We start from the raw sequence: 17925 nt of genomic DNA on the forward strand, positions 1-17925 counted from the left end.
ATTGTTCCGCGGCCCGGTCGCTGTATAATCACGCTGATATGTGGTCATTCTTTCATAAGCTTGGTTCCCCGCCCTGGTTGTATCGCATTTCCGGATCCATCCTGCGCTGGCTACTGCCCCTGACACTGCTCGCCCTGGTGGCCGGTTCGGTGTGGGGACTGCTGTTCACCGCCCCTGATTTTCGCCAGGGCAACAGCTATCGCATCATCTATATTCATGTCCCTGCCGCGGTGGTGGCCCTGGCCGGTTACTACGTGATGGCCATCGCCGGTGCGGTGAGCCTGATCTGGCGGATGAAGATGGCGGATATCGCCATGCGGGCCTGTGCCCCCATTGGCGCGGCGCTGACCTTTGTCGCCCTGGTCACCGGCAGTATCTGGGGCAAGCCCACCTGGGGTACCTGGTGGGTGTGGGACGCGCGCATCACCTCGATGCTGATCCTGCTGTTTTTGTACCTGGGCGTGGTGGCGCTGTACGAGGCCTACGAGAACAAGGCGCTGGCGGCCAAGGCCTGCGCGGTGCTGAGCCTGGTGGGTACGGTGAATATCCCCATCATCTACAAGTCGGTGGATTGGTGGTACAGCCTGCACCAGCCCGCTTCAATCAAGTTTACCGGCGGCTCCACCATCGATCCGAGTATGCTGTACCCGCTGCTGTTCATGATTGTTACCTTCTACGCCCTGTTTACCTGTAGCCTGTTGCTTAACATGCGTGCCGAAATCCTGCAGCGGGAAGCGCGTACCGGGTGGGTGCGGCGGCTGGCAGGCGAGCGGGAGCCCGGTTGATGTATTTTGAATCTTTGTCCGCAGTCCTGCAGATGGACGGCCACGGTGGCTTTGTCTGGTCCGCGTATCTGATTACACTGGTGGTTATAGTCTATATTCTGTATGCGCCCCGGCGCCGTGAGCAGCGCTTCCTGCGCCAGCTCAGGGGACAGATCAGGCGCAATAGCGGGGCTGCGGCCCCAGTCCGCGAGGAAAGTTAATGCATCCGGTTCGTAAACAGCGTCTTTACCTGGTCGTCTTCCTGGTGTTTTTTTCCAGCGCGGCCATCGCCCTTGTTGCCTACGCCCTGCGCGGCAATATCAACCTGTTCTATCCGCCGGCTGAGGTTGCCGCCGGCCTGGCGCCGGTCGGGCAGTCCATTCGGGTTGGCGGGATGGTGGTTGAAGACAGCATCATCCGCAGCCCCGACAGCCTTGAAACCCGATTTGAAGTCACCGACTTTGAGGCGGTCGTGCCGGTGGTCTACGTGGGCATTCTCCCGGACCTGTTTGGCGAGGGCCAGGGCGCGGTTGCCGCGGGCAGGCTGGATGAAAACGGCGTGCTGCAGGCGTCGGAAGTTCTCGCCAAACACGATGAAAACTACATGCCGCCGGAAGTGGCCGAGGCGCTGGCCGCGTCAAAGGCCCGGATGCAGGAGCAAGCCCCATGATCCCCGAGTTCGGTCACTTCGCACTGATTATCGCCTTTTGCCTGTCTGTTGTGCTGTGCACCGTGCCCCTGTGGGGTGCGTGGCGGGGCAATGCCACGGCTATGGCGCTGGCGCCAAACCTGGCGCTGGGTATGCTGGTGTTCTCCGCAATCAGCTTTGCCTGCCTCACCTGGGCCTTCATGCAGGACGATTTCTCGGTGCAGGTGGTGGCCAACAACAGCAATAGCCTGCTGCCGGCCCAGTACAAGTTTTCCGCGGTGTGGGGTAATCACGAAGGGTCGCTGCTGCTGTGGATTCTTATCCTGGCGGTGTGGACCGCGGCGGTGGCGTTGTTCAGCCCGCAGCTGCCGCTGGTGATGCTGGCCCGGGTGCTGGCGGTGATGGGCTTCGTTGCGGTGGGTTTCCTGGCGTTCTCCCTGTTCACCTCCAATCCCTTTGCACGCCTGCTGCCGGGGATACCGGCAGACGGGCAGGACCTGAACCCGCTACTGCAGGACTTCGGCCTGATCATTCACCCGCCGCTACTGTACATGGGCTACGTCGGTTTTTCGGTCGCCTTTGCCTTTGCCATCGCCGCGCTGCTGGGCGGGCGCCTGGACGCCGCCTGGGCGCGCTGGTCGCGGCCCTGGACCAACGTCGCCTGGGCCTTTCTTACCCTGGGGATCATGCTGGGCAGCTGGTGGGCCTATTACGAGCTCGGCTGGGGTGGCTGGTGGTTCTGGGACCCGGTTGAAAATGCCTCTTTCATGCCCTGGCTGGCGGGCACGGCACTGGTGCACTCGCTGGCGGCCACGGAAAAACGCGGCCTGTTCAAAAGCTGGACCGTGCTGCTGGCCATTTTTGCCTTCTCCCTGAGCCTGCTGGGGACGTTCCTGGTGCGCTCGGGGGTACTGACCTCGGTGCACGCCTTTGCCACCGATCCCGCCCGTGGCCTTTTTATCCTGGTATTCCTGGGTATCGTGGTAGGCGGTTCGCTGGTGCTCTACGCCCTGCGGGCCCCGGCCGTGCGCAGCCGGGTCGGCTTTGCCTGGCTGTCCCGGGAATCATTGTTGCTGGTGAATAACGTGGTGTTCCTGGTGGCCACCCTGACGGTGCTGTTCGGCACCCTGTTCCCGCTGCTGATGGATGCCCTGGGGCAGGGCAAATACTCCGTGGGCCCGCCGTACTTCAATGCGGTATTTGTACCGCTGATGGCACTGTTGATGCCCTTCATGGGGATAGGCCCCATTTCCCGCTGGAAGCAGGACAGTGTGTCGCGCTGGCGTGCGGAGCTGCTGGTGCCGGCTATCGCTACCCTGGTCTGCGCCATTACCCTGCCGTTGTTATACGAGGGCGACTATAACGTGTGGGTGGCGCTGGCGGTGCTGTTTGCGGGGTGGCTGGTGTTCGGCTTGTTGCGTGACCTCGGTAATAAAGTGCGCAATGCGAGTTCCATCGGGGCCGGCCTGCGGCGCCTGGCGCCGAGTTACTGGGGCATGTTTACCGCCCATATCGGGTTTGCGGTTGCGGTGATCGGGGTGGTACTTACCAGCCAGTACCACATTGAGCACGACCTCAAGATGAGCCCCGGTGATACCGACAGCCTGGCCGGCTACGATTTCCGTTTTGTCAGCGTGGGCCAGGTGCGCGGCCCCAACTATGTGGCCGATGAAGCCATATTCCTGGTGTTCCGCGACGGCCGCGAGATTGCCGAGATGGCGCCCCAGAAGCGCCGCTACCTGGCCAGCGGCGATGTGCTGACCGAAGCGGCGATTGACGCCGGCGTGTTCCGGGACCTGTTCGTGGCCATGGGGGAACCCATCGGCAGCGATGGTGCCTGGGCTATCCGGCTGCATTACAAGCCTTTCGTGCGCTGGATATGGGGCGGTCCAATTCTGATGGCCCTGGGTGGGTTCCTGACGGTGGCGGACAAGCGCTACCGGCGCCAGCGCAGTGCGGCGCGAGAGAGCAATCGCGAGGGAGCCGTGCATGCCGCCCAGACTTAAGCTGTTCCTGCCGCTGATCCTGTTTCTGGTGCTGGCGGCTTTTCTCTATCGGGGCCTGTCGCTTGACCCGATGGCGATGCCCTCGGCGCTGATCGACCGGCCACTGCCTGAATTTCGCCTCACCGAGCTTGCCGATAATCGCCCCCTGGAGCGCGACGATGTGATCGGTGAGCCCGCGCTGTTCAATGTCTGGGCCACCTGGTGCATTTCCTGCCGGGTGGAACACCCCTACCTGCAGCAGCTGGCTGACAGCGGGGTGCCGATTTACGGGATCAACTACAAGGACGAGGACGAGGCCGCGCGCCGCTGGTTGCAGGACCTCGGTAACCCTTACCGCGCCAATATCGTCGATCGCGAGGGTACGCTCGGGGTCGATCTCGGTGTGTATGGTGCACCGGAAACCTACCTTGTGGATGCCGACGGCATTATCCGTTATCGCCACGTGGGGGTAATTGACGAGCGTGTCTGGCGCGACACCCTGGAACCTTTATGGCGCGAAATCGCAGCCCTGGAGAGTACGCCATGAAACTGATTCGCCTGTGTGGCCTGGCCCTGTTCACGCTGTTGCTGGCACTGCCCGCTACGGCGGTGATAGAAACCTATGAGTTCAGCGACCGGGAGCTGGAACTGCGTTATCGGGAACTGAGCCAGGAGCTGCGCTGTCCCAAATGCCAGAACCAGAATATCGCCGATTCCAACGCGCCCATTTCCCAGGACCTGCGGCGGTTGTTGCACCAGCAGCTGGAAGCGGGTGCCACGGACGCCGAGATCCTCAATTTCATGGTGGCCCGTTACGGTGAGTTCGTGCGTTATCGCCCGAGCTTCAACGGAGTCGCGGTGCTGTTGTGGCTGGCGCCGATACTCCTGTTGCTGATTGGCGTCGCCAGCGTGCTGCTGATGATGCGGGGGCGCAGGCAGCAATCCACAGCACTGGATCCGGCGGAACAGCAAGAGCTGAGCGCGTTACTGGCAACAACGGAGAAAGACGATTGACCACATTCCTGCTCGCCTGTATTGGATTGATCCTGCTCAGTGGACTGTTTTATTTATTTCCCGGCTGGGCCCTGAAGAGGCCACTGGACGATGGTGCCCAGGCCAACCTTGAATGGTACCGGTTGCGCCGCCGCGAACTCGCGGAAGACGGCGATGCGGGCCTGGAAACAGACGCCCAGCTGCGCCTGCTGGAAGACCAGCAGGAGCCACTGAGCCCGCTCGCGAGACCCTCCGGTGCCAGCTTCCCGGTCTGGGTGTTGTTACCGGTTATTGCGGTAATGGCCGGTGGCTTGTACTACCTGACGGGGTCGGCCGCGGATGTGAAGATCACCGAGCGCCTGCAAACCCTGGGCGACAACCCCGATGAAGACGAGATACAGGTACTGATGAGTGCTATGCAGGCGCGAGTCGCCCAGCGCCCGGACAACCTTCACTACCTGTCCCTGTTGGGTCGGTTTTACATGGGCCAGGGCGACTATGCACGCGCGGCCGCCACCTACCAGAACCTGGCCGAGGGCGCTCCCGAGGACGCCCAGGCGCTGGCTTATGCGGCACAGGCCAGCTACCTGGCGTCCGAGCGTACGCTGACCCCGGCGGCCCAGGCGCAGGCGGAAGCGTCGCTGGCGCTGAATCCCCACCAGCGCACGGCACTGGGCCTGCTCGGCATGGCAGCGTTTGAACGCGAACAATACCGCGCTGCAATTCAGTACTGGGAGCGCCTGGTGGCCATGGAAACCCCCGGCAGTGAAGGCGCCCAGATGATCGCCGGCGTGATTGCCCAGGCCCGGGCCAACCTTGGCGAAACTGCTGGTGCGGGCGAGCCCGGTGCCACCGATGCCGGCGCTGAACTGTCGGTGGGTGTCAGCCTGCGAGTGGAGATGCCGGCCGGGGCAACCTTCAACCCCACTGATACGGTATTTGTGCTGGCCCGCGCCGCGGCCAGCGACAGCCGTATGCCGATCGCCGTACAACGTTTACAGGCGCGCGACCTGCCGGCCACCCTGCGGCTTGATGACAGCAGCTCCATGGCCGGGCAAAAACTGTCCGAGGCGGGAGAGATTGTGGTTATTGTCCAGGTCTCGCCGGATGGCAGCCCGGGTGAGGCCAACGCCAGCTGGTTGGGCCGCGCCGGTCCCCTGCAACCCTCGCGGTCCACGGATACCCTGGCCATTACCCTGCAACCGCAGCCGGGCTAGTCGGCCATTTGCCTGTCAGGCATAGTCTTGGCCGGGGAAGTTGGATACACTGCGCGCTAGTTTCCGGCCGGCGGAACGCGCCCTGACGATAGGGCGCTTTCTTTGTAAACCAACAAGATACACAAAACCCCTAAAGTGATATGCGATTAAAGTCGATCAAGCTTGCCGGTTTCAAATCTTTCGTCGACCCGACGACGGTTACCTTCCCCGGTAATATGTGTGCGGTGGTGGGTCCGAATGGCTGCGGCAAGTCCAATGTGATCGACGCCGTGCGCTGGGTAATGGGTGAAAGTTCCGCCAAGAACCTGCGCGGCGAGTCGATGACCGACGTTATCTTCAACGGTTCCATTAGCCGGCAACCGGTGGGGCAGGCCTCCATTGAGCTGGTTTTCGACAACAGCGACGGCGGTGTTGGCGGCGAGTACGCAAGCTACGCTGAGATTTCCATCAAGCGCCTGGTTACCCGCGAGGCCCAGTCCGAATACCAGCTCAATGGTACCCGCTGCCGTCGTCGAGATATCACCGACATTTTCCTTGGTACCGGTCTCGGTCCGCGCAGCTATGCCATTATTGAACAGGGCATGATTTCGCGCCTGATTGAATCCAGGCCCGAGGAGCTGCGGGTATTTCTCGAAGAAGCCGCCGGTATTTCCAAGTACAAGGAGCGCCGCAAAGAGACTGAAAGCCGCATGCGCCGCACCATGGAGAACCTGGAGCGGCTCACCGACCTGCGCGACGAACTGGAACGCCAGCTCCAGCACCTGCAGCGCCAGGCCCAGGCGGCTGAAAAATATACCGAACTAAAGGCCGAGGAGCGCGCACTCAAGGCGCAGCTGCAGGCCCTGCAATGGCAGGAACTGGACGCGCAGGTGCACAGTTGCGCCCAGGCCATTGCGGAGATGGAAGTCCGGCTGGAAGCAGTCAACGCAGAGCACCAGCAGGTTGATACCGCGATAGAACAACACCGGGTGGATCACGGTGAGTGCACCGACACCTTCAACCGTGTTCAGGCCACCTATTACACCCTTGGCTCTGAAGTGGCGCGGATAGAACAGACCATCAGGCACCAGCAGGAGCGGGGCCAGCAACTTGGCGAAGACCTGCGCCAGACCCTGGCCAGTCTCGAGGAAGCCGGCCAGCACCTGGCCCAGGACGAGGGCAGGGTGGAAACCTGGGAAAGTGAATTCGAGGTGCTGGCGCCCGAGCTTGAAATGCTGCAGGCAGCGGAGCAGGAATCCGCCGAGGCGCTGTTGCAGGCGGAAGAGGCCATGCAACTGTGGCAACAGCAGTGGGATGAATTCAACCAGCACGCCGCCGCGCCCCGGCAGCAGGCCGAAGTACAGCAGTCGCGTATCCAGCATCTGGAGCAGGCCCAGCAACGCCTGCAACGCCGCATTCTGCAGCTGGAAGAGGAACAGGGCAGTCTGGCCCAGGGGCCGGACGATGCCGAACTGGAAGCGGTGGCCGAGGACATCGCCCAGACCGAAGAGGCGATGGCCGAGTTTGAGGCGCGTAGCGAATCCCTCGCCGGGCAATTGCAGGCCACCCGGGAACAGGATGGCCAGCTGTCTGGTGAATTGAATGAAAGCCGCTCCACCCTGCAGCAGTTGCGGGGGCGCCAGGCGTCCCTGGAAGCCCTGCAACAGGCCGCGACCGAAGACCGCGACAAGGCGGTTGGCGCCTGGCTGTCTGCCCGGGAACTGGGCACCCGACCCCGGTTGCTGGAACAACTGGACGTGGATGAAGGCTGGCAGCTGGCGGTGGAAACCGTACTCGGTGACTACCTGCAGGCAGTGTGTGTCGAACAGCTGGGTGATCTTCCCGGGATGCTCGACTCCCTGGAGCGGGGTCAGCTCAGCCTGGTGGAAAACACCATGGCCGCAACCCCGGAAGCCGGCTTTCTGGCGGCGCGGGTGCGCGGCGGTGGGGCGGCCGGCGGCCTGCTTGCGGGCGTACGGATAGCGGATGACCTGCCCACGGCACTGGCGATGCGCCCCGGGCTGGCGCCACAGGAATCGGTTATTACCGCCGACGGTCTGTGGCTGGGGCCCAACTGGCTGCGGGTGACGCGGTCCGGGGACCAGGAAGGCGGGGTGATCAAGCGGCAGCAGGACCTGGAACAACTGGCCGGGCAAATAGAGGCGACCCAACAGCGTGTGATCGCGCTCGAGCAGGCACTGGCCGACGCTCGTGAACAGCAGCAGACCCTGGAGCAACAGCGCCAGGATTGCCAGCGCGAGCTGCAGCAGGTAACCCGCCAGCACGCCGAACTGAGCGCCAGCTTGTCTGCGCAACAGGCGCGCCTGGAGCAGATCAGCGCCCGGCGCGAGCGCCTGGGTGTGGATATCGCCGATACCCGGGAACAGTTCGCCCAGGAACAGGAATCCATGTCCGAGGCGCGGCTGTTGCTGTCCGCCGCCATCGAAAGCATGGAAACCGATTCCCGCCAGCGCGAAGAGCTGCTGTCCAGTCGCGACCGCACCCGCGGCGACCTCGACAACGTGCGCCAGAAGGCTCGCCACGACAAGGATGTGGCGCACCAGGCCGCCATGCGCCACCAGTCATTGCATACCCAGCTGCAGGCGGCCCGCGAGACCATTGCCCGCACCCGCTCCCAGCTGGCCCAGTTGCAGGAGCGCCGGGATACCCTGCAGGGTAACCTGGCGGAGAATGATGACCCCCTCACGGAGTTGCGCGAGCAGCTCGAGCAACAGCTGGAAATGCGCCTGGAGTCAGAGGCCGAGCTCACCCGGGCGCGCCAGGCGGTAGCCGAGGTGGAGCACGCGCTACGCCAGGCTGAGCAACAGCGGGCAGGTGTTGAGCAGCGCGCCCAGGGCGTGCGCGATGAACTGGAACAGCTGCGCCTGCGCCACCAGGGACTGCAGGTTCAGTGCGAGAACGTGCTGCGCCGGCTGCAGGAAGCCGAGCAGGATGTGCAGGCGGTTTTGCAGGCCATGCCCGAGGGCGCCAATGAGGCCGAGTGGCAGCAGAACCTGGAGCGGGTTGGCAATCGGGTCAGTCGTCTCGGGCCGATCAACCTGGCGGCCATTGACGAATACGCGCTGCAGTCCGAGCGCAAGAACTACCTGGATGCCCAGAACGATGACCTGGCCACTGCACTGGAGACCCTGGCGGCCGCCATTCGCAAGATTGACAAGGAAACCCGCAGCCGTTTCCGCGACACCTTCGACAAGGTGAACAACGGCCTGCAGGAATTGTTTCCGCGCGTGTTCGGTGGCGGCAACGCCTACCTGGAGATGACCGGTGACGACCTGCTGGATACGGGTATTACGATCATGGCGCGGCCACCGGGCAAGAAGAACAGCACCATTCACCTGCTGTCGGGTGGCGAGAAAGCCCTGACCGCGATCGCGCTGGTATTTTCAATCTTCCAGCTCAATCCGGCGCCGTTCTGTATGCTCGACGAAGTTGATGCGCCCCTGGATGATGCCAATGTGGGGCGTTATGCACGCATGGTAAAAGAGATGTCGGCGACGGTGCAGTTCATTTATATTACCCACAACAAGATATCCATGGAACTGGCCGACCAGCTGATGGGCGTGACCATGCACGAGCCCGGCGTTTCGCGCCTGGTATCCGTGGATGTTGAAGAAGCGGCGGAACTGGCGGCAAGTTAGAACAACGGGAGGCAACGAGCTCAACGGTGATGGACTTGACGATACGCGATTGGATGGTGATAGCAGGTGTGCTGCTGATTCTGGCCGTATTGCTGGACGCCTGGCGACGAATGCGCAACGACCGCCGTGCGTCGCTGCGGGTGAACCTGAATGCCAGCGGCGCCGACGACGATGACCTTGATGATATCGTCCCATTGCGGGAGTTGCCCAATGGTGGGGCCCGGGTGGTCAATCGCGGCGACCTGCTGGATGCGGCGGCCCAGCACAAGGCAGAGCGCAAGACCGAGCGAGAGGCTGAACGCGAAACCAGGCGTGCGGCCCGCAAGCCCATCCGCAATACAACCGGGGCTGCGCCAGCAAAGGAACCCGCCCCGGAAGAAGCCGCGGCGGGGGAACCGGAACCGGTGGCGGCGGAACCCGCGCCCTCGGCTCCCGTCATGCCCGACCCTGTGCCTTCCTCTCGCGGGCACAACTCATCGGCACATGATGACGATGAGCTGGTAACCGGCCTGAGCGGTGCCCGGGAACCCGAGAATCTCGACTGGCTGGAGTCGCTGGAGACCGGGGAAGCCGACGGCCGGGACAGCAGCCGGGAGGCACCCGGACGCCTGCCCAGGGATATCGAGCCGGAAGTGTTCATGCTTAATGTCGTGGCCCGCAAGCCGGAAGGGTTTGCCGGTGAAGATATCCTGCATATCCTGCTGGCCTGCGACCTGCGCTTTGGGGATATGTGTTTCTTCCACCGTCACGAGTTCGAGGCCGGCCGCGGCGCTATCCAGTTCAGTGTCGCCAATATGATGCAGCCGGGCGTATTTGATATTGATAATATGTCCGATTTCACGACTCCCGGACTCGTATTCTTCGTCACCCTGCCGGGCCCCGAAGACATGATGCAGGCCTTCGATTACATGCTCGAGACGGCCCAGGCGGTGGCGCGCAACCTTGACGGCGATGTGCTGGATGAAAGCCGCAGTGTGGTCACCCGGCAAACACTTGAGCACTGCCGCCAGCAGATTCGTGATCTTGAGCGACGCATGCTTGCCAGGGCTCACTGAGGCGGTGCAGCAGGATGGTTGAGGGCTCCCCTGAACATGAAGTGGCGAAGCTGCGCGAACAACTCGACGACTGGAACTATCAATATTATGTGCTGGATGCCCCGCGCGTACCCGATGCCGAGTACGACCGGTGCATGCGGCAGCTCCAGGCCCTGGAACAGGCGCATCCGCAACTTGTAACCCCGGATTCACCCAGCCAGCGCGTCGGTGGGGCACCCCTGGGCGAATTCAGGCAGGTGCAGCATGAGCTGCCGATGCTGTCCCTGGATAACGCCTTCAGCAGCCAGGAGATGGAGAGTTTCTACCGCCGCCTGGAAGAGCGCCTGGGCGGGTCGGCAGAGCCACTGGAGTTTGCCTGTGAGCCCAAGCTGGACGGGATCGCAGTCAGCCTGCTGTATCGCGAAGGCAGGCTCGAACAGGGCGCCACCCGTGGCGACGGCCGAACCGGCGAGGATATTACCCTCAACGTGCGTACCATTGCGTCGATACCGCTGCGCCTGCGCGGCAGCGGCTATCCGCCGCGGCTTGAAGTGCGGGGTGAAATCTACATGCCCCGGGCCGGATTCGACCAGCTTAATGCCGATGCCCGCGCACGCGATGAGAAAACTTTTGTAAACCCGCGCAATGCGGCCGCCGGTAGCCTGCGCCAGCTCGATCCCCGTGTTACCGCCCAGCGGCCACTGCAAATGTGCTGCTACAGTGTCGGCCTGTTCGAGGGTGGGCAGCTGCCGCCCCGGCACTCTGATGTACTCGACTGCCTGCACACCTGGGGCCTGCGCATTAACAGCGAGTCCCGGGTGGTGCGGGGCATCGAAGCCTGCGACGCCTACTATGAGGAGCTTGCCGCACGCCGCGATAGCCTGCCCTATGATATCGACGGCGTGGTCTTCAAGGTAAACGACCTGGCCCTGCAGGCGCGCCTGGGCTTCGTATCGCGGGCCCCGCGCTGGGCCATTGCGCGCAAGTTTCCCGCTCAGGAAGAAATGACTCGCCTGCTGGCAGTGGATTTCCAGGTGGGTCGCACCGGCGTCATTACCCCGGTGGCACGGCTGGAACCGGTCTTCGTGGGCGGCGTTACGGTGAGCAATGCCACCCTGCACAATGCCGATGAAGTGGCGCGCCTGGATGTCCGCATTGGCGATACGGTAATCGTGCGCCGGGCCGGTGATGTCATTCCCAAGGTGGTGTCGGTGGTTCATGAAAAACGCCCCGATGATACCAGGCCGATTGTTTTCCCGGAGGCCTGCCCGGTATGCGGTTCTGCGGTTGAGCGGGAGCCGGGCGAGGCCGCGCTACGCTGCCTGGGCGGACTGGTATGCCAGGCACAGCAGAAGGCGGCGTTGAAGCATTTCGTGTCGCGCCGGGCGCTGGATATTGACGGCCTTGGCGACAAGCTGGTGGAGCAGCTGGTTGATAATGGGCTGGTCCACACCGTGGCGGATATTTATACCTTGCCCCGGGAGCAGTGGCTGACCCTGGAGCGCATGGGTGACAAGTCGGTAGACAAACTGCTGGCCGCGATTGAAGAAAGCAAGGCAACCACCTTGCCGCGGTTTATCTATGCCCTGGGTATCCGCGAGGTGGGAGAGGCCACCGCGGCGAGCCTGGCGAGCCACTTTGGCAGTTGGGAGGCATTGTCCTCGGCCAGCGAGGAGGCTTTGCTGGCGGTGCCTGATGTAGGCCCGGTGGTGGCGGATCACCTGCGCCAGTTCTTTGATTCCGCGGACAGCATGGCAGTGGTCCGGGCCCTGCGCGAGGCCGGCGTCCACTGGCCCGACCTGGAGCGGGAGCCCGCTGCCGCGTTGCCATTATCCGGCCAGACCTGGGTGGTGACCGGCAAGCTCGACAGCCTTGATCGAAACGCGGCCAAAGACTATCTGCGCAGCCTGGGCGCCAAAGTGGCGGGGAGCGTATCGGCCAATACCGATACCGTGGTCGCGGGCCCTGGTGCCGGTTCCAAGCTTGACCGGGCCACGGAGCTCGGTGTTACCGTGATAGACGAATCCGCCTTTCTGATGATCCTGGCAGAGTATGGAGTGCGTTTGTGAGACTGTGTGGTGTATTGATCCTGCTGGTGCTGTTGTCTGCCTGTACGACCAGTCCACCGCGTAATCCGGATAATTCCTGCAGTATTTTCAGTGAAAAAAAAGGCTGGTACAAAGACGCCGCCAGGGCCCGGGATGAATGGAACAGCCCCATACCCGTGATGCTGGCGATCATGCACCAGGAGTCCCGGTTCGCGGCGAAGGCAAAGCCGCCGCGGCGTAAAATTCTGGGTTTTATTCCAGGTCCCCGGCCCTCTGACTCCTACGGTTACAGCCAGGCCCTGGGTTCCACCTGGAAAGCCTATCAACGCAGTACCGGCCGCTATCGGGCGGATCGCGACGATTTTGGTGACGCGATACATTTTATCGGCTGGTATAACGATCAGTCTGTAAAGCGCAGCGGTATTGCCGGTAGCGATGCCTATGGCCTGTACCTCGCCTATCACGAGGGTCATGGTGGTTATAATCGAGGCAGTTACCGCAACAAGGCGTGGCTGCTGGGGGTCGCCAACAAGGTGAATTCCAGGGCGGGTCTTTACCAGGCGCAACTGGCTCGCTGCGAGGACTCACTGAAACGCCGGAAACGGTTTTTTGGGCTGTTCTGACGCTTCCGCACCCTGGTTCAAGAATGCTGTCGACACTGGCCAAATCGGCGCTTTATTGGCATAACAGGCGTATTTTGCAAGCCTGGCAGATGAAAGCTGCGCGAGTTTGTGCCACACTTTTATACCTAGACAGCCGCGCATGCGGGTCCAGTAACAGGTGATAAAAGGTCGAGTCAGTGAACCCTACCGATATAAAGAACCCTGAATATTTCCATAAGGTCGTTGACTGCCAGTATGCCTGTCCCGCGCATACGCCAGTCCCGGAATATATTCGTCTGATTGCAGCAGGGCGTTATGACGACGCCTACATGGTGAACTGGGAATCCAATGTTTTCCCGGGAATACTGGGGCGCACCTGTGACCGGCCCTGCGAACCCGCCTGTCGTCGCGGGCGCGTCGGCAACGGCGAAGAGCCGGTGGCAATCTGCCGCCTGAAGCGGGTGGCAGCGGATAACAAGAGTGACATTTCCGCACGCCTGCCGGTGGTTCCCGAACAGAAAAATGGCAAGCGCATTGCGCTGATTGGCGCGGGCCCTGCATCGCTCACCGTGGCGCGCGACCTGATGCCGCTGGGCTACAACATCGACATCTACGATAACCAGTTTGCCGGCGGCGGTATGATGCGCAGCCAGATTCCCTCGTTTCGCCTGCCCATCACGGTGCTTGATGAGGAAGTGGGTTACATCCTGGATATGGGTGTGGTGACCCATTTCGATACCGAAGTCAGCAGCCTGGCCAGTATTGTGGAAAAAGACTACGACGCGATATTCGTCGGCACCGGCGCACCCCGGGGCAAGGGGCTCGAGTTGCCAGGGCTGGAAGAGGCCGGCAAAAGTGTCCATATCGGCATCGACTGGCTTGCCAGTGTTGCCTTCGAACACACCGAGCAAATTGGCAAGCGCGTGCTGGTACTTGGCGGCGGCAATACGGCGATGGATTGTTGCCGTACCTCTCGTCGGCTCGGGGGCGAGGACGTGCGGGTGGTGGTGCGCAGTCCGTTCGCCGACATGAAAGCCTCTCCCTGGGAAAAAGAGGATGCCATGCACGAGGGCATTCCCATCCTCGATAACCATGTGCCGAAGGAGTTCGTGGTTGAGGACGGCAAGCTGCAGGGTATGCTGTTTGAAAAAGTAAAAGCCGAGTACGACGCCAACGGCAAGCGCAGCCTGGTGCCCACCGGCGAAGACCTGGTGTTCATGCCCGCGGACGATGTACTGATGGCCATCGGCCAAGACAATGCCTTCCCCTGGGTTGAGCGTGATCTCGGTGTCGAATTCGACAAATGGGACATGCCGATAGTGGACAAAACAACGTTTCAGTCCACCAACCCGAAAGTGTTTTTTGGTGGTGATGCCGCCTTCGGCCCCGAGAACGTCATCACCGCGGTGGCCCACGGCCACCAGGCGGCGGTCAGTATTGATCTGTTCTGCCGCGCCGAACCGGTCAGCAAGAGGCCGCCCCCGTTTACCAACCTGGTGACCCAGAAAATGGGTATTCACGAGTGGAGTTACGATAACGCGGTGGAGGTGGATAAACGCTTTATGGTGCCGATGGCGCCGCTGGAGGAATCCCTGCGCAATCGCAAGCTGGAGGTGGAGCTGGGGTTTGACCCGGCCACGGGTTACCGGGAAGCGGAGCGCTGTTTCAATTGTGATGTGCAGACCGTGTTTGAAGAGGCGCGTTGCATCGAGTGCGATGCCTGCGTCGATATTTGCCCAACGGACTGCATAACGTTTACCGAGAACGCCGAGGAACCGGTTCTCCGGCAACAACTGAGCGCACCGGCGAATAACCCGACACAGGATCTGTATGTGTCGGCGGATTTACCCACCCGTCGGGTGATGGTGAAAGATGAAGACGTGTGCCTGCACTGCGGGCTGTGTGCCGAGCGCTGCCCGACGGCTGCCTGGGACATGCAGAAGTTTCTCTACAATGTGGCCAAGGCGGGACAATAAAACATGCAATCCCTGGAATCCGTCAACGAGTTCGTTATCAAGTTCGCCAATGTAAATGGCACCGGCAGCGCCAGTGCCAACAACCTGTTCGCCAAGGCCGTGTTCCGGATGGGCTTGCCGGTGTGCCCGAAGAATATCTTTCCCTCGAACATCCAGGGCCTGCCCACCTGGTATGAAGTGCGGGTCAGTGAAAGAGGTTACCTGGGCCGGCGTGGTGGCGTTGATATCATGCTTTCCGTCAATCCCCAGAGTATGCCCACTGATATTGAAGAGGTAGAGCCGGGCGGTTACTTCATCTATGACAATACCAAGCCCCTCGACCTGCGGTTGATCCGCAATGATGTCAATATCATCGGCATACCGCTGACCCGTATCTGCAATGACCAGTACCACGATCCCCGCCAGCGCCAGCTGTTCCGTAACGTGATCTATGTGGGTGCCCTCGCAGCTTTACTGGACATGGATTTTGCGGTGCTCACCGGGCTGGTTGAAGACCAGTTCAAGGGCAAGGAAAAACTGATAGCGCCCAATATCCAGGCGCTGGAGCTCGGGTACCAGTATGCCAAGGACAATGTGTCCTGCCCGCTGGGTATCCGCTTGCGCACTGCCGATAAAGTGGGCGACCAGATTCTGCTCGACGGCAATACGGCCCTGGGGCTGGGCGCGATCTATGGCGGCGCCACCGTGGCTGCCTGGTACCCGATTACACCGTCCACCTCGGTTGTGGATGCATTCGAGCGCTATGCCAAGCGCCTGCGGATCGACGCCGGCACCGGGCGCAGGAATTACGCCATCGTGCAGGCCGAGGATGAACTGGCCGCCATCGGCATGGTGGTGGGCGCGAGCTGGAATGGCGCCCGTGCCTTTACCGCCACCAGTGGGCCTGGCCTGTCGCTGATGAGTGAGTTCCTGGGCCTTGCCTACTTCGCCGAGATCCCCGCCGTATTGTTCGATGTGCAGCGGGCCGGGCCCTCCACCGGCATGCCCACGCGCACCCAGCAATCCGATGTGCTGGCCGCGGCCTACGCCTCCCACGGCGATACCAAACAGGTACTGCTGTTTCCGTCCACGCCCAGTGAGTGTTTTGAATTTGGCGCGCTGTCTTTTGATCTCGCCGACCGCCTGCAGACGCCCATCATCCTGCTCACCGACCTCGACCTGGGCATGAATGACAACATGTCGGCCCCCCTGGTCTGGGACGATGTTCGCACCTACGATCGCGGCAAGGTGCTGAGTGCGGAAGACCTGGATTCCATGGAGCGATTCGGGCGCTACCTGGATGTGGATGGCGACGCCATCTGTTATCGCACCGTTCCCGGTACCCACCCCAGCAAAGGGGCTTTCTTTACCCGCGGAACCTCGCGCGACGAGTACGCCGTGTATACCGAAAAAGGCGAGGAATACGAGAAGAACATGCACCGGTTGATGGCCAAGTGGGAAACCATCAAATCCTGGGTGCCGGCACCGATAGAGCACCCGGCAGCACAGGCTACCGATACCGCGGTGCTGTTTTACGGCACCAGCGAGCAATCCTCGATGGAGGCGGCGGATTACCTGGCGGCCGAAGGGGTTCATCTCAACGCCATGCGGGTGCGTGCCTTCCCCTTCAATGAAGAAGTGGAGGCCTTCATCGCGCGCCATGAACGGGTATTCGTGATTGAGCAGAACCGGGACGCCCAGCTGCGTACCCTGCTGATGGCCGAGTTTGAGCTGGGCCCCGACAAACTCAAGTCCGTGCTTTGTTTTGACGGCAACCCGATCAGTGCCCGCAATATCCGCAAGCAGATCCTGCTGCAGATGCCGGGCTATAACGTTACCCCATTGCGCCGCGAGAGGATTGTTTCGGCGGTTCCGGAGAACAGGGCATGAGCTACCAGTCACCCACTTTTCGTCACCCGGGCTTGCCGGTCAATGACCTCGGTTACACCAAGGCCGATTACGAAGGGGCCATTTCCACGCTGTGTGCGGGCTGCGGCCACGACTCCATCAGCGGGGCCATCGTTCGCGCCTGCCATGAATTGTCGCTGGAACCCCACCGGATAGCCAAGCTCTCGGGCATTGGCTGTTCGTCCAAGACGCCCACCTATTTCCTGGGCAAATCCCATGGCTTCAACTCGGTACACGGGCGCATGCCGTCGGTGGTGACCGGTGCGGCCATGGCCAACCGGGACCTTCTCTACCTGGGTGTCTCCGGAGATGGTGATACTGCGTCCATCGGCATGGGCCAGTTTGCGCACGCCGTTCGTCGCAACCTGAACATGGTCTATATCGTGATGAACAATGGCTGTTACGGCCTGACCAAGGGCCAGGACTCCGCCACTGCCGACGAGGGCTCCGCCAGCAAGAAGGGTGATCCCAACCCGTTCTCGGCAATTGATTTGCCGGGTCTTGCCCTGCAGCTGGGCGCGACCTTTGTGGCGCGCAGTTTTTCCGGGGACAAGGGCCAGCTGGTGCCGCTGATCAAGGCCGCGATTTCTCATCGGGGCTTTGCCCTGATTGATGTGGTGTCGCCCTGCGTTACCTTCAATAACAACACCGAGTCCACCAAGAGCTATGATTTTGTGCGCGATCATGCCCAGGCTACCGGCACGGTGGATTTTGTACCCATGCGCGAGGAAATCACCACCCATTACGTTGCCGGCAAGACCCATGAAGTAACAATGCATGACGGGTCCGTTTTGCATCTGGAAAAAGTGTCGGAGAATCTCGACCCCTTTGACCGGCTGTCGGCGATGGTTACCCTGGAGCAGCACCGCGCAAAGGGCCATATTCTTACCGGGCTGATCTATATGGACAAGGACTCTCGCGACCTGCACGATGTGCTTGAGACCTCACGGCGACCACTGAACGCTCTGCAAGAGCCGGATCTTTGCCCGGGTAACAAGGTGCTGGCCAATATCAACGCCAGTTTGCGCTGAAGCCCGGCTTTCGGCACCCGGTGAATCGACGAACAGGTGATTTACCGCGGTTTTTCAGCCATGACAGGCAAGTTATTGGCCCATCGGCGTTGTTTGTCATT

Annotated in this window: 14 protein-coding genes; all 14 read left to right on the forward strand. The window is 61.7% G+C overall.

All coding sequences use genetic code 11. The features are described 5' to 3' along the window. The first annotated feature begins 38 nt into the window (after positions 1–38). The 14 genes from CWI75_RS07565 (at position 39) to CWI75_RS07630 (ending at position 17824) form a co-directional block, all read left to right on the forward strand. Positions 39–785: a heme ABC transporter permease gene (locus tag CWI75_RS07565; protein ID WP_101520857.1), complete on the forward strand. Its 747-nt coding sequence runs from the start codon at positions 39–41 to the stop codon at positions 783–785. Next, entirely contained in the window at positions 785–985 is a 201-nt protein-coding gene (ccmD, locus tag CWI75_RS07570; protein ID WP_101520858.1) for a heme exporter protein CcmD, read from the forward strand. The genes CWI75_RS07565 and ccmD overlap by 1 nt, the downstream gene beginning before the upstream one ends. Then, positions 985–1434: a cytochrome c maturation protein CcmE gene (gene ccmE, locus CWI75_RS07575; protein WP_101520859.1), complete on the forward strand. Its 450-nt coding sequence runs from the start codon at positions 985–987 to the stop codon at positions 1432–1434. Before ccmD ends, ccmE begins: the two co-directional genes overlap by 1 nt. Further along, the gene (locus CWI75_RS07580) at positions 1431–3419 is read left to right on the forward strand and encodes a heme lyase CcmF/NrfE family subunit (protein WP_101520860.1); all 1989 of its coding nucleotides are present in this window, start codon (positions 1431–1433) and stop codon (positions 3417–3419) included. The genes ccmE and CWI75_RS07580 overlap by 4 nt, the downstream gene beginning before the upstream one ends. Continuing rightward, positions 3403–3945 carry a DsbE family thiol:disulfide interchange protein gene (locus CWI75_RS07585; RefSeq protein WP_101520861.1) on the forward strand — a complete coding sequence of 181 codons (543 nt, stop codon included), beginning with the start codon at positions 3403–3405 and terminating at the stop codon, positions 3943–3945. Before CWI75_RS07580 ends, CWI75_RS07585 begins: the two co-directional genes overlap by 17 nt. Beyond that, positions 3942–4412 (forward strand): cytochrome c-type biogenesis protein, encoded by a 471-nt coding sequence (locus CWI75_RS07590; RefSeq protein WP_101520862.1) that lies wholly within the window; start codon positions 3942–3944, stop codon positions 4410–4412. Before CWI75_RS07585 ends, CWI75_RS07590 begins: the two co-directional genes overlap by 4 nt. Beyond that, complete coding sequence (locus CWI75_RS07595; RefSeq protein WP_101520863.1) at positions 4409–5608, forward strand: c-type cytochrome biogenesis protein CcmI/CycH; 1200 nt, start codon at positions 4409–4411, stop codon at positions 5606–5608. Before CWI75_RS07590 ends, CWI75_RS07595 begins: the two co-directional genes overlap by 4 nt. Before the next feature lie 140 nt (positions 5609–5748). Further along, on the forward strand, positions 5749–9246 hold the full coding sequence (gene smc / locus CWI75_RS07600; protein ID WP_101520864.1) for a chromosome segregation protein SMC: 3498 nt from the start codon (positions 5749–5751) through the stop codon (positions 9244–9246). A gap of 29 nt (positions 9247–9275) precedes the next feature. Beyond that, positions 9276–10301: a cell division protein ZipA gene (zipA, locus tag CWI75_RS07605; RefSeq protein WP_101520865.1), complete on the forward strand. Its 1026-nt coding sequence runs from the start codon at positions 9276–9278 to the stop codon at positions 10299–10301. Between the two features lie 14 nt (positions 10302–10315). After that, positions 10316–12349 (forward strand): NAD-dependent DNA ligase LigA, encoded by a 2034-nt coding sequence (ligA, locus tag CWI75_RS07610; RefSeq protein ID WP_101520866.1) that lies wholly within the window; start codon positions 10316–10318, stop codon positions 12347–12349. Next, complete coding sequence (locus CWI75_RS07615; protein ID WP_101520867.1) at positions 12346–12951, forward strand: transglycosylase SLT domain-containing protein; 606 nt, start codon at positions 12346–12348, stop codon at positions 12949–12951. The genes ligA and CWI75_RS07615 overlap by 4 nt, the downstream gene beginning before the upstream one ends. Before the next feature lie 176 nt (positions 12952–13127). Then, positions 13128–14906, forward strand: coding sequence for an FAD-dependent oxidoreductase (locus tag CWI75_RS07620; protein WP_101520868.1), 1779 nt, complete (start codon positions 13128–13130; stop codon positions 14904–14906). Between the two features lie 3 nt (positions 14907–14909). Beyond that, the gene (locus CWI75_RS07625; RefSeq protein WP_101520869.1) at positions 14910–16775 is read left to right on the forward strand and encodes a 2-oxoacid:acceptor oxidoreductase subunit alpha; all 1866 of its coding nucleotides are present in this window, start codon (positions 14910–14912) and stop codon (positions 16773–16775) included. Beyond that, positions 16772–17824 (forward strand): 2-oxoacid:ferredoxin oxidoreductase subunit beta, encoded by a 1053-nt coding sequence (locus CWI75_RS07630; RefSeq protein ID WP_101520870.1) that lies wholly within the window; start codon positions 16772–16774, stop codon positions 17822–17824. The genes CWI75_RS07625 and CWI75_RS07630 overlap by 4 nt, the downstream gene beginning before the upstream one ends. Positions 17825–17925 lie beyond the last annotated feature (101 nt).

The organism is Kineobactrum sediminis (genome assembly GCF_002868715.1).
Classification (GTDB): domain Bacteria; phylum Pseudomonadota; class Gammaproteobacteria; order Pseudomonadales; family Halieaceae; genus Kineobactrum; species Kineobactrum sediminis.

What these genes read in the sequence shown, in the direction of transcription:
- ccmE (WP_101520859.1), top strand. Translation starts at nt 985, where the DNA reads ATGCATCCGGTTCGTAAACAGCGTCTTTACCTGGTCGTCTTCCTGGTG.
- CWI75_RS07580 (WP_101520860.1), top strand. Translation starts at nt 1,431, where the DNA reads ATGATCCCCGAGTTCGGTCACTTCGCACTGATTATCGCCTTTTGCCTG.
- ccmD (WP_101520858.1), top strand. Translation starts at nt 785, where the DNA reads ATGTATTTTGAATCTTTGTCCGCAGTCCTGCAGATGGACGGCCACGGT.
- CWI75_RS07630 (WP_101520870.1), top strand. Translation starts at nt 16,772, where the DNA reads ATGAGCTACCAGTCACCCACTTTTCGTCACCCGGGCTTGCCGGTCAAT.
- CWI75_RS07625 (WP_101520869.1), top strand. Translation starts at nt 14,910, where the DNA reads ATGCAATCCCTGGAATCCGTCAACGAGTTCGTTATCAAGTTCGCCAAT.
- CWI75_RS07565 (WP_101520857.1), top strand. Translation starts at nt 39, where the DNA reads ATGTGGTCATTCTTTCATAAGCTTGGTTCCCCGCCCTGGTTGTATCGC.
- CWI75_RS07590 (WP_101520862.1), top strand. Translation starts at nt 3,942, where the DNA reads ATGAAACTGATTCGCCTGTGTGGCCTGGCCCTGTTCACGCTGTTGCTG.
- CWI75_RS07585 (WP_101520861.1), top strand. Translation starts at nt 3,403, where the DNA reads ATGCCGCCCAGACTTAAGCTGTTCCTGCCGCTGATCCTGTTTCTGGTG.
- smc (WP_101520864.1), top strand. Translation starts at nt 5,749, where the DNA reads ATGCGATTAAAGTCGATCAAGCTTGCCGGTTTCAAATCTTTCGTCGAC.
- ligA (WP_101520866.1), top strand. Translation starts at nt 10,316, where the DNA reads ATGGTTGAGGGCTCCCCTGAACATGAAGTGGCGAAGCTGCGCGAACAA.
- zipA (WP_101520865.1), top strand. Translation starts at nt 9,276, where the DNA reads ATGGACTTGACGATACGCGATTGGATGGTGATAGCAGGTGTGCTGCTG.